Raw genomic sequence first — 12,216 nt, forward strand, 5'->3', positions numbered from 1 at the left:
ATCTGTACCAGCACATCGAAGGAAGTCGACATGGTCGCAGACGAGCACAACCTCCCGGCCCCTCGATTCACCCTGACGCGACGAGCGACGCTCAAGCGAGGGGGCCTCGTCCTGGGTCTGACAGTTCCCGCCGTATCCGCACTCCTGTCGTCGTGCTCGGACTCCGACGGCAAGAGCGACCCCAACGCGCCGGCCAAGGGGGAGAAGTACGGCGGCACCGGTGTTGCAGACCGAGCTGTTGACGCGGCCAAGGCACTCGGAATTTCCGGTCCTCTGACCCTCGTCGCCCCTTCGGGCAACGTCGGCAACTTCGAACCCTTCTACGACGAGTGGGCTTCGCGCACCGGAATCAAGATGCAGTCCCTCGAGCTGCCGATCGGCCAGTTCACAGACAAGCTCTTCTCCAGCGCCACCGCCAAGACCGACGCGTGGGACCTGATCGCCATTCAGCCACGGCTCATGGGCGACCTGATCGGCGCCAACGCCATAGCGGAGCTCACCGAATACGTCGACAAGCACCAGCCGGACATCGACGACGCGGACCACGGATTTCTGCCGCTGCAACGAGAGTACGCATCCAGGTACGAGGGCAAGGCGTACGCGATCCCGGTGGACGGTGACAACTGGATCTATGCATACCGCAAGGACCTCCTCGATGACGCGGACAACCAGGCAGCCTTCAAGTCGGAGTACGGCTACGACCTGGCGCCCGCTACCACGTGGGCGCAGTACCGCGACATCGCTGAGTTCTTCACGGGCGACGGCGTCTACGGCGCCGCCGACCTCGTCTCCTCCGGATGGTCGTTTTGGTTCTGGGAGCTCCGATACGCCTCGAGGGCGAAGCCACAGGCGTACTACTTCGACGACGACATGAACCCTCTCGTTAACACCCCAGAAGGGATCGCCGCGCTCGAAGACCTGATCAATCTCAAGGACTTCATGCCGAAGGACATCCCGTCCTGGGGTTACACCGAGTCCTACGCCGCCATGGGCAAGGGCGAGGTCGTCCAGGAGACGGCCTGGACCTCCCTCGCCAAGTATCTCAACTCCGACGACTCGGCGGTCAAGGACAAGTGGGCGACTGCGCCCATGCCTGGCACCGAGATCGACGGCGAGGTCGTATCCCGCCACATCTACGCCTACGGCGGATCGTTGGTGGTCTGGAACTACTCGAAGGCCTCCGAGGCCGCGTACCTCTTCGCGCAGTGGATCTCCAGCCCAGAGATCAGTGGTCGAATGACCGCCGAGGCCGGCTTCGCTGACCCGTTCCGCATCAGCGACATGGGCAGCGAACAGCTGGCAGAGATCTACTCGGCCGACGTGATGGCCGACTACATCAGGGTGGCCGAGACGTCCGTGCCCGAGATCATGATCAAGGGATCCAACGAGTACTCGAACGTCCTCGACGAGAACATCACCCGAGCGTTTGCCGGGCAGATCTCGGCCGCCGAGGCAATGGCCAACGTCGAGTCTGCGTGGAACGACATCACCTCGCGCCTGGGCCGCGACGAGCAGAAGGCCGCCTGGCAGTCTCTCAAGAGCACCTACCCGCAGGGATAGTCCATGATGACGGTAGACATGCGAGAGCGCCGACCCGAGGCTCAGTCTCGGTCGGGTGAGACCGCGGGCGGCGCCGCGCGGCGCCAGGCGCGAGAGCGTCGGCGACTGAGCTGGCTGACGTCAGGGCCACTCATCGTGGTGCTCCTGCTCCTCCTCGTGTTCCCCTTCGTGTTCAACATCTGGGTCTCTCTCACGGGCTGGCAGATCAACCAGGGTGACTGGTGGAAAGCCCCCTGGATTGGCCTGGACAACTACCAGGACGCCTTGACCGACAGCCGCCTGTGGGGCTCCCTGCTGCGCACGAGCCTCGTCACCCTCGTGTGCGTCCTGGTCGAAGGAGGGATCGGACTCGTCCTCGCGCTCTGCTTTGCGGAGAAGTTCCGAGGTCGGGCCCTGCTGATGGGAGTCACCATCGTCCCGATGATGATCCTGCCGGTTGTCAACGGCTTCATCTTCTTCATGCTGTTCCAGTCCGACGGCCCGGTGAACGACATTCTGCGCACGGACAAGGCCTGGCTCAACGACCCTTGGTCGGCGTTGTTCGTAGTGGCGCTCTCGGACATCTATCAGTGGACGCCGCTGATGTTTCTGATCATGCTCGCTGGATACAACGCGGTGCCGCCCAATCTGCGCAGCGCCGCAACGGTGCTAGGTGCCAGCCGCTGGCAAGAGTTTCGGTACGTCGTTCTCCCCTTGATGCGACCGGTCATTGTGATCGCACTCATCATCCGGGCCATCGAGGCGTTCAAGCTCTTCGACCCGGTGTTCATCCTGACCGGTGGCGGCCCCGGCACTTCGACCGAAACCATTTCGGTGTACCTGTACAAGGTCGCCTTCAACGACTTCAGACTCGGATATGCCGCCGCACTGGCGCTTGTCGTCCTCATTCTGCTCTCGATCGTCGGGATGCGGGCTGTGGAGCAGGTCGAGGGTCGCGTCAAGTCCCAGAAGGAGGAGACTGTCGATGAGTAGGCCTCAGTCACGTCTACTGCAAACAGCCCGGGTGGCTTTTCTGATCACGTGGACGCTCCTCATCGCGTTCCCGCTCTACTGGACCATCACGATGGCCCTCAAGCCGAAGAGCGAGTGGACCGGGACGACCTGGTTCCCCTCGAAGCTCGAATGGTCAAACTTCGCCGAGGTGCTCATCCCAGGCTACGGCGATGACGGCCTGTCGTTCATCGAGACACCAATCAAGGATGCCCTAGGTCCGCTCAAGGACAGTCTCGTTATCTCTGTCGGCGGGACCTTGCTGGCTGTCATTCTCGGCACCGCGGCTGCTTATGCCATCTCCCGATATCGGTTCGGCGGCTCCCTCTTGCCGTTCAACATTCTGTCCGTGCGGATGTTCCCTCCGATCGCCGCGATCATCCCGCTCATGGTCATGTTCTCAACAGTGCAACTGGTCGACAGCTATGTCGCACTGATCCTGGTGTACGGCGGCCTGACGGCCCCGTATGCGGTGTGGCTCACCAAGAGCTTCATCGACGATCTCCCCCGAGAGCTCGAAGAAGCTTCGATGCTTGATGGCAACACCAGGCTAGGAGCCCTGACGAAGGTGACGTTGCCCTTGATCGCCGGCAGTGTGGCGACGACAGCCCTCTTCGTCTTCATCGTGATCTGGTCCGACTTCGTCATCGCCTTCACCCTCGGCGGCACGAACGTGGAAGCGGTGTCGGTACGCATCGCGTCCCTCACTAGTGCGACCCAGGGTCAGCTCTACGGACCACAGGCTGCGCTCGGACTTATCGCGGCGCTGCCGGCGATCGTCCTCGGGCTCAGCATCCAGAAGTACCTAGCGCGCGGACTGACGTTTGGAGCGGTGAAGCGGTGACCATCAATGATCCGACACCTGCAGAGTCGGCCATGACCTCTGGCGCGACGCTCGAGCTCGTCGGTGTCACCAAAGCATTCGGGGACTTCGTGGCAGTCCAGGATGTGTCGTTCGTTGTCAAGCCTGGCTCGTTGGTCGCACTGTTGGGTCCGTCCGGGTGCGGTAAGACGACCATGCTCCGCATGATCGTCGGCCTCGAGACTCCTAGTTCGGGTTCGGTTCTGTTTGACGCGCGAGATGTGTCCGCTCTCGGGCCCGGCGAGCGCGGCGCTGGTCTCGTGTTCCAGGACTACGCGATCTTTCCGCACTTGACGGTGAGCGAGAACCTCGGGTTTGCCCTGAAGATGCGTGGAGACAGTCCCGCCGAACAGCAAGAAGTCGTTAAGGAGCTCGCGGCGGCGCTCGAGCTCACGGCCCTTCTCAAGAAGAAGCCACGATCGCTGAACCCGAGCGAGCTCCAGCGGGTCTCCATTGGTCGCGCGCTCGCCGCACGTCCGGCCATCATGCTGTTCGACGAGCCGCTGTCAAATGTCGAGGCGGGGATGCGGACCCGCATGCGCGCCGAGCTCCGGACCCTGCACAAGGCGTTCGGGCAGACGGCGGTCTACGTGACCCACGACCAGACCGAGGCGATGGCTCTCGCCGATCGGGTAGCGGTCATGAACCGGGGGCGGCTGGTGCAGTTCGGGGCTCCCCGGGAGCTCTATGACCGCCCTGCTGACGCTTTCGTTGCAGGCTTCATCGGGACGCCGCCGATGAACCTGCTCGACGTGGAGGCGACGGAGGGGCGTGCGTATGCGGGCTCACTGAGCGTCCCGATTCCGCAGGGGCTACGCCGGGGCGACGCTCGTTGGCAGTTGGGTTTCCGGCCAGAGCACACGCGACTAAGCCTCGCGCCGGACCATAACGAGGTGGCCCGTGGACAGGTGGTCGCGATCGAGCCGATGGGCGCGGAGGTGACAGTCACCGTGGCCGGCAAGGGATGGCAGGTCGCCGCCCTCCTGGACGAGGCGGACCGCGCCGATCTCACCGAGGACGCAAGCGTGTCGGTCGTTGTGGACGCGTCGCACCTGCACTGGTTCCACCCCGACGGCCCGCGCGACTTCGCAGCCGACACGCGAGCTCAGGAAGGGGCGGTGGCCCACTGATGGCCAGAGTCAGATTCAGCGGAGTCACCAAGCGCTACGAAGGTCGAACCGTCGTGCATCCCTTCGACCTCGAGGTCGATGACGGCGAGTTCATCGTGTTCCTGGGCCCGTCGCGTTCGGGTAAATCAACCATCCTCAGGATGGTCGCCGGCCTCGAGCCGTTGGACGGCGGGCGGATCGAGTTCGACGGCAAGGACATGAGTCTTGTCGAGCCCCGCCATCGCGATGTCGGCATGTTCTTCCAGAACTACGCCCTCTACCCGAACAAGACAGGTCGCCAGAACATCGCCGCGTCCCTCATGCGCCGAGGTGCGGATTCGAGCGCTGTGCGGGCGCGTGTCGACGAGGTCGCAGACCTGTTGGGCGTGAGCCATCTACTTGACCGGCACCCGAAGACGTACAGCGGTGGTGAGCAGCAGCGTGTAGCGATCGGTCGGGTCATCGCTCGCCGCGCTTCGGTGTTCGCGTTCGACGAACCGCTCTCCAACCTCGACGCGCTGGTTCGACTCAGACTTCGTACCGAGTTCAAGCGGATCTCTCGCGAGCTCGGCATCACCACCCTGTATGTCACCCCTGACCAGGTCGAGGCGTTGGCTCTGGCTGACCGAGTCGTCGTGCTGGACGAAGGGCGAATTGTGCAGGTGGGGACCCCGCAAGAGCTGTACGAGCGGCCGGCCAATGCGTTCGTCGCGTCGTTCGTCGGGGCCACCCCGATGAACACTCTCACGGGGACGTTGAAGGGTGACCATCTGCTCACGGAGGATGGAGCAACGATCGCCGTCTATGGAGTCACGGCGATGATGAGCGCCGACGCGCAGGGCATGGCAATGGTCGGGATCCGCCCGGAAAGCGTTTCGCTCGAAGAGGGCGGGCCGAACAAGGTGCATCTGGTCGAGTCTCTGGGACGCCAGACGCTGGTGCATCTCAAAGTCGGGGAGAAGGACTTCCGGGTGCTTGCGCCCGCGACGACTTCGGTCCGCGAGGGCGACAACGTGGCTCTCAGATGCGATGCCAAGGCACTGCATCACTTTTCCTACGACGGCTCGCAACGCGTCAACTGACCGCCCACTGCCGGGTTGAGGGAGCTCGTCCCCGTGACTGAAGCAGGTCACGGCTGAACCAGATCCACCCGCTCGCGGGGACCAGGCTCGTCCGGCCTGCTCATCAGACCGGGCGACACGCCTGCACAACATCAGAATGGAGCACGAAATGACAACGACGTCACACCCCACTGGTCAGTTCGAACGAAGCGAGCGCACGAAGCTTCGACGTTTCCCTGACCGCGCGAACTACGACCGCGACGAGGTCTATGCGGTGCTGGACGAAGCGCTGGTCTGCCACATGGGCTACCAAGTCGAGGATCAGCCCTACGTCATCCCAACCCTCTGCGTCCGGGTCGGCGACGCTTTGTATCTGCACGGATCCGCCGCGAGTCGAAGCCTTCGAAACATGAACGCGGCGCCTCGCGTTTGCGTGACCGCCACTATCATCGACGGGCTCGTGCTGGCGCGGACCGCCTTCAACCACTCGATCAACTACCGATCGGTCGTTGTCTTCGGAGAGGCGGAATCCGTCACCGATCCGGACGAGAAGCTGCTTGCTCTCAAGCAGTTCACTGATGCCGTCGTCGACGAACGGTGGTCCGAAGTGCGGGCGCCGACCACCCAGGAGCTGAAGGCGACGGAGATCCTCAAGGTCGAGCTGCTCGAGGCTGTGATGAAGGTCCGCAACGCACCGCCGGCCGATGAGCCCGAGCACTTCGAGGACGATACCTGGGCCGGGGTCGTTCCTGTCGGGTTGACCTTCTACCCGCCCGTTCCCGACCCTGCTCTCCCCGATCACATTCAGCCTTCAGCGACACTCACAGAGTTCATCGAGCGCGAGCGTCCTCATCCCTTCGCTGGCATGCGGAAGAGGTAGTCGCGGGGCCCTCACTTGTGGAGAGCCCGCCCTGTCGGACGCCTGAGATCATCCCCAGATTGATAGGGTCAAGTTGTGACAGTCGACGGAGTTATCGCGGGTAGTTCCGCGCGCGAGATTGCCGCCAGTATCGAGGGTGCCATCCGTCGCGAGGTGCTGGCCCCGGGTGACCCGCTGCCTTCCGTGCGAGAGCTCGCTGGGACCCTCGGGGTTAGCCCGACGACGACCGCGTCGGCCTATCGAACCCTGCGCGAACGGGCTTTGATCGTGACGCGAAAGCGCAGTGGCGTTCGGGTAAGTGAGAGGCCAGTGCTTGGTGGGCTGGGGGGCGCCTTGTACGTGCCGCACGACGTCGTCGATGTCGGAAGCGGTAACCCAGACCCTCAACTACTGCCGTCTCTGGTCGAGGGCCTGCACGCCATCGAGCCGGCGCCGCGGCTCTACGGCGAGGCCGCATCACTGCCAGAGCTGACCCGAGCCATGATGCGCGAGTTCCACGACCGGCGGCTCAATGAGCATCAGACGGTTGTGGTGGCCGGTGGCCTGGACGGGATCGAACGAGTACTCAACGCTCACCTTCGACCCGGCGACGAGGTCGCCGTGGAGGACCCCTGCTACGCAGGCACCCGGGACCTGATCCGCTCCCTGGGGATGGTCGCTAGGCCGGTGGCCATCGATAATGACGGCCCGGACCCCGATGAGCTCCAGCAGGCACTGGTCTCGGGGTGTGCGGCCGTCGTCATCACGCCACGCGCCCAGAACCCTACCGGGGTCACGATCGACGCGCGTCGAGCCGAGGAGTTGCGGGAAGTCCTGGCATCGTTCCCTGATCGCCTTGTCGTCGAGGACGACCACGCCGCTGGCGGGGTCAGCTCCGCGGAGCGCTACACCACCATCTCCACCCAGAAGAACTGGGCGCTGGTCACCTCGATGAATAAGTCCTACGGGCCGGACCTCCGAGTGGCCTGCGTGACGGGGGACGAGGAGACCATCGGTCGGGTTGAGGGGCGGCAGAGCGTCGGCTACGGCTGGGTGAGCACTGTGCTGCAGCACCTTGCCCTCCACCTGCTCAACGACCCGAGCACCCAGAAGCTGATCGCCACGGCTTCGAGTGCGTATCAGGTTCGGCGGGACGCTCTGGTCGTGGCGCTAGCCCAGGGCGGCGTCAAGTCCATGGGCAGCACCGGCTTCAATGTATGGATCCCCGTTCCGGAGGAGGACGCGGTCGTCAAGGCGCTTCTCGACCGGGGGTGGGCCGTCCGGGCAGGAGAGCCGTACCGCATCAACGCCCGGCCAGGCATCCGGGTAACCACTTCGACGTTGACCGCCGAGCAGTCGGCGCAGTTTGCCGATGATCTGGTCTCCATCCTGAGACCCGTTAGCCGCCGCCGGATGGGCTAGGCAGGACTGGCCGTAGGCAATTGCCCGGGCGGTGTCATCCCGGGCCAGTAGAAGTTGTCGGGAGTCGAACGCGTGCTAGAGATCGCCTGACCGATGCGTACACAGGCTGAGCCCTCTGCGATAGCGAGAGCAAAGTCTCCTGACATCCCCATGGACAGTTCGCCGTCGCCGATGAGCTCGGGATCCGAGCAACGCAAACCTGTCAAGCAGCTGCGCGAGGCGTCGGAACCATGCGCGCACCAGCGCCTGGGCTGGCGAGAAGATGGCGAGAGTCATCAAGCCGCGCACCCTGAGCGACTGAAAGTCGCGGACTCGGCGCAGGAATGCTTCGGCCTCGCTAGGCAGCAGGCCGTACTTCTGCGGCTCGGCGCTGGTGTTCACTTGGACGTGAACATCAATCGAGCGGCCGCCGCCTGCAGACGGTCCAGAACCCTCAGCAAACCGCCAGTCTGTCGAGCGCCTGAAACTCAGAGGCAAGGCCGCGACGTCCTTCGCCTCTTGCACGCGGTTCTCGCCGAGGAGACCGCACGCCGCCTCGATCGCGTACCGAACTCGATCGGCGGCGACGGTCTTGGTGACCGGCAGCAGACGTATCGAACGTGGGTCTCGACCCGAATCTCGGGCCGCGCGATCGATCCGCGCTCTTACCGTCCCGAGCTTGCTAGTGATCTGCTCACGTTCGTCGCCTACTGCATCCCTCAGCTCGCCTGGGTGGCTATCGGGCCTGAGGGCTCATCCATGCAGCACAAACCTGCCCAGCCACTCCCCGAAGATCGTAGTCGCGATGGCGCGGTTGTTCCGCTCGCCGTTGACAAGCTCTTTCATGACTCGCTCCGCACCATCTTCGCCATGCACCTGTCGCAGCGACTGCTGGTATGCCTCGACTCCTGCCCATCTGGCCGCGAGAGTCGCATTCACCTCGACGTGGAACTGGACGCCGTAGGCCGAACCCAAACAGAACGCCTGATTCTCGTAAGTAGCGGACCCAGCGAGTCGGACAGCCCCATCGGGAAGTGTGAAGGTGTCGCTGTGCCACTGAAAGACGTCGAACTCAGCGGGAAGGCGACCGAATACTGGGTCGTCGTTCGACTCGCTCGTCCTTGAGATGCGAAACGCGCCGATTTCCGGGGTAGGTCCCGTGTAGACCGTTCCCCCGAGAGAAGCAGCAAGCAGTTGCGCGCCGAGGCACACTCCCCAGTACGGAACGCCAGCCATGACTGCGCGGTTGATGAACGACCGCTCCTCTTGGAGCCATCGATGCCTGGAGTCGTCCATGGCGCCCATAGGCCCTCCCATGACGACCATGGCCGCGAAGTCGACGTGTCCGGGAAGCGGTTCACCCTCGTCGAGTTCGACCCGGTGGATGGCGAGTCCGCTGTCGAGGACCAAGTCTTCGTACGTGGCCGGAGGCTCGCAGTCGATGTGCTGCAGGACCAGAACCGTTGTGTTGTTCGCCACTAACTTATCCTAATGTGTCGGCACAGATAAGCACATGTACTGCTACAGTAGCGGATGGCGCCCAGCCGTGCGACGGCTGGGTTGAGAATTGGAGCTATCTCGCATGCAGTATCGGTCTCCGTCCCGCACCAGCGCCTCTGTCGCCCTGTTCGACCGCGCGAATCGCTCCGTGCCGGGCGGGGTGAACTCTCCGGTCCGGGCATTCACTGCCGTGGGCGGCGTACCGAGGTTCATCGCCTCAGCGCGCGGGTGCTGGCTGACGGACGCCGACGGAAACGATTACGTCGACCTCGTCAACTCCTGGGGTCCCATGCTCCTCGGGCATGCTCACCCAGCGGTTGTCGAAGCAGTTCGCGAATCAGCCGGCGGCGGCTTGTCGTTCGGAGCCCCCACTGAGGTGGAGCTCGAATTGGCCGAGGAGATCATCCGACGAGTCGAACCGGTCGCAAAGGTCCGTCTGGTCAACTCTGGGACCGAGGCGACGATGTCCGCTATCCGCCTTGCACGAGGTTTCACCGGACGTTCGAAGATCGTCAAGTTTGCTGGCTGTTACCACGGTCATAGCGATGGCTTGCTGGTGGCGGCGGGATCAGGAGTCGCGACCCTGAGCCTGCCCGACTCGCCTGGGGTGACAGGTGCGGCTGCGCACGACACCATCGTGCTGCCGTACAACGACGTTGCAGCCGTCAGGGCGTTGTTCGACGAAGCAGGCTCGGAAATCGCCGCCGTCATCACCGAGGCCGTGCCGTGCAACATGGGCGTCGTGCCGCCTGCGGCCGGGTTCAATGCGGAACTTCGCCGCCTGAGTTCGGAGTACCGCGCGCTTCTCATCATCGACGAAGTACTGACTGGGTTCCGGGTGAGTGAGTCCGGCTGGTTCGGGATCGAAGGGGTGCCGGGCGACCTGTACACCTTCGGCAAGGTCATGAGTGGAGGACTTCCCGCAGCCGCGTTCGGGGGCCGCGCGGACGTGATGGACCGCCTGGCCCCGGCTGGCCCCGTCTACCAAGCGGGCACGTTGTCGGGGAACCCCGTGGCTGTTGCGGCCGGATTGGCCACACTTCGCTGCGCGGACGCGCAGGTCTACACAGCTGTTGACGAGAACTCCAAGCGTCTGATGCGTCTGATTCACGAGTCCCTCGGCGCCGCCGGGGTGCCGCACACCATCCAGCGCGCGGGGAGCCTGTTCAGTGTGGCGTTCACAGAACGCGCAGGTCCGGCCAACTACGAGGAGGTCAAGTCCAGTGATACGTGGCGCTACGCACCGTTCTTCCACGCTCTTCTCGAGCAGGGGGTCTATCCACCGCCGAGTCCTTTCGAAGCATGGTTCGTATCCTCGGCACTTGACGAGACGGCCTTCTCAGCGATCGCCGATGCCCTCCCCGCTGCGGCGGCGGCGGCTGCGGCCGCCCCCCGAGAATCGGTCCACGGGGGGTGACCAAAGGCGAGCGGCTGCATGGAAAGGACCCTCGGAAGCACCCCATGACGGTCAGTTCTTCGGGCTTGCTCCGTCGGTGCCAGACGGGGTCTTGGTCAAAGCGGCTCGTCGTACTTGCGGTGGGGATGAGCGACACGCGCTGATCGGCTGATCCCGGAATGGGTCGAGACCTTCCAGGATCGGCAGTGACAAGCCGCTCAACCCGGAAGGCCTCGACGGTGTCCGAGCCTACGGTGAGCGACCACGTGCGCACCTGCCCAGATCCGACTCGCTGTGACCGCTGCGACGTCCTCGTCGGACTCGATGGGTTCCACGTTGTGGGCGTCGACCGGCGGCGCCACCTCGAGGTCGTGATCGAGTCCGCACCCATGGTGACGGCCTGCCGAGCATGCGGTGTCGTCGCGTACAGCCACGGCCGCCGCGACGTCGTCCTGGTCGATGTGCCCTGCTTCGGACGCCCGGTCCAGTGGTCTGGCGCAAGCGAACCTGGCGCTGCGAGCCTGGTGCTGCGCCGAGCCCATGTGTGCCACCGGATCTGGACCGAACAACACCACGACGTCGCCGCGCCGCGGGCGCTGCTGACGACGCGGGCGTGCTGGTGGGCGATCAGCCAGATCCGTGATGAGCATGCCTTTGTCGCCGGAGTCGCGCGTCAGCTCGGGACCACCTGGACGACGGTGTGGGGCTCCGTCCAACCCCTGCTGCAGGCGACGGCCGACGACGAGACCCGGTTCGTCGAGGTTACTGCGCTCGGCATGGACGAGCGCAGCTGGCACCACGTCTCGACCAAGCCGATCGAGGCCGGCGGCCGTGGCCCGAAGGAGCTGACCGGGATGGTCGATCTGACCCGTGACCAGCAAGGACGCGTCCACGCCCGACTGCTCGACCTCGTCGCGGGCCGCTCAGGTGCGGCCTACTCCGACTGGCTCGCCGCGCGATGTGAAGCGTTCAAGAAGGGCGTGAAGGTCGCGACCCTGGACCCGTTCCACGGCTACAAGAACGCAATCGATGGCCAGCTCGAAGATGCCGTCGCGGTCCTTGGTGCCTTCCATGTGGTGAAGCTCGGCTCCGCGGCGGTCGATGAGTGTCGCCGCCGTGTCCAGCAAGACACCCTCGGTCACCGCGGCCGCAAGGGCGACCCGCTCTACGGGATCCGCACGATGCTCCGAGCCGGCGCCGAGAAGCTCACCGACCGCCAACGAGCACGGCTCCATGCCGCGATCGGCGCCGACGTACGCCACCTCGAGGTCTGGCTCGCCTGGTCGTGTGCCCAGCAGCGGACGCTGAAGCAATGGCGGTCCGCGTTCCTGACCTACTTCGACACCGGCCGCTCCTCCAACGGCGGAACCGAGCGATCAACAGTCTGACCGAGCTTCACCGCCTGTCGCTCGCGGGTTCCGCAACCGCGACAACTATCGGCTACGGATGCTCCTCATTGGCAGCGGACCGACCAGCCC

Annotated in this window: 11 protein-coding genes; 9 read left to right on the top strand and 2 right to left on the bottom strand. The window is 64.4% G+C overall.

Features of this window, described 5'->3' with window-relative positions; all coding sequences use genetic code 11:
- Positions 1-30 precede the first annotated feature (30 nt).
- The 7 genes from ABEA33_RS14955 (at position 31) to ABEA33_RS14985 (ending at position 7,863) form a co-directional block, all read left to right on the top strand.
- On the top strand, positions 31-1,560 hold the full coding sequence (locus tag ABEA33_RS14955; RefSeq protein ID WP_345527612.1) for an extracellular solute-binding protein: 1,530 nt from the start codon (positions 31-33) through the stop codon (positions 1,558-1,560).
- 135 nt (positions 1,561-1,695) lie between these two features.
- Complete coding sequence (locus ABEA33_RS14960) at positions 1,696-2,532, top strand: carbohydrate ABC transporter permease (protein WP_345527613.1); 837 nt, start codon at positions 1,696-1,698, stop codon at positions 2,530-2,532.
- 31 nt (positions 2,533-2,563) lie between these two features.
- Positions 2,564-3,394, top strand: coding sequence for a carbohydrate ABC transporter permease (locus ABEA33_RS14965; RefSeq protein ID WP_345527614.1), 831 nt, complete (start codon positions 2,564-2,566; stop codon positions 3,392-3,394).
- Complete coding sequence (locus tag ABEA33_RS14970; protein ID WP_345527615.1) at positions 3,391-4,542, top strand: ABC transporter ATP-binding protein; 1,152 nt, start codon at positions 3,391-3,393, stop codon at positions 4,540-4,542. Before ABEA33_RS14965 ends, ABEA33_RS14970 begins: the two co-directional genes overlap by 4 nt.
- Positions 4,543-4,595: 53 nt before the next feature.
- Complete coding sequence (locus ABEA33_RS14975) at positions 4,596-5,603, top strand: ABC transporter ATP-binding protein (RefSeq protein WP_345527616.1); 1,008 nt, start codon at positions 4,596-4,598, stop codon at positions 5,601-5,603.
- A 136-nt stretch (positions 5,604-5,739) separates the two neighbouring features.
- Positions 5,740-6,462, top strand: a complete 723-nt coding sequence (locus ABEA33_RS14980; RefSeq protein ID WP_345527617.1) for a pyridoxamine 5'-phosphate oxidase family protein — start codon at positions 5,740-5,742, stop codon at positions 6,460-6,462.
- A gap of 75 nt (positions 6,463-6,537) precedes the next feature.
- A complete protein-coding gene (locus tag ABEA33_RS14985) occupies positions 6,538-7,863 on the top strand; it encodes an aminotransferase class I/II-fold pyridoxal phosphate-dependent enzyme (protein WP_345527618.1) in 1,326 nt (441 codons plus the stop codon).
- Between the two features lie 75 nt (positions 7,864-7,938).
- Here the strand turns inward: ABEA33_RS14985 and ABEA33_RS14990 are convergent, their stop codons facing one another.
- Positions 7,939-8,367, bottom strand: a complete 429-nt coding sequence (locus ABEA33_RS14990) for an alanine racemase (protein ID WP_345527619.1) — start codon at positions 8,365-8,367, stop codon at positions 7,939-7,941.
- A 228-nt stretch (positions 8,368-8,595) separates the two neighbouring features.
- A complete protein-coding gene (locus ABEA33_RS14995; RefSeq protein ID WP_345527620.1) occupies positions 8,596-9,321 on the bottom strand; it encodes a type 1 glutamine amidotransferase in 726 nt (241 codons plus the stop codon).
- Between the two features lie 103 nt (positions 9,322-9,424).
- On the opposite strand from ABEA33_RS14995, the gene hemL reads away from it, so the two are divergent.
- A complete protein-coding gene (gene hemL, locus ABEA33_RS15000; RefSeq protein ID WP_345527621.1) occupies positions 9,425-10,759 on the top strand; it encodes a glutamate-1-semialdehyde 2,1-aminomutase in 1,335 nt (444 codons plus the stop codon).
- Positions 10,760-11,076: 317 nt separating this feature from the next.
- Positions 11,077-12,126, top strand: a complete 1,050-nt coding sequence (locus ABEA33_RS15005; protein ID WP_345527622.1) for a transposase — start codon at positions 11,077-11,079, stop codon at positions 12,124-12,126.
- Positions 12,127-12,216 lie beyond the last annotated feature (90 nt).

Origin of the sequence: Nocardioides endophyticus, assembly GCF_039543845.1 — a bacterium.
GTDB lineage: Bacteria > Actinomycetota > Actinomycetes > Propionibacteriales > Nocardioidaceae > Nocardioides > Nocardioides endophyticus.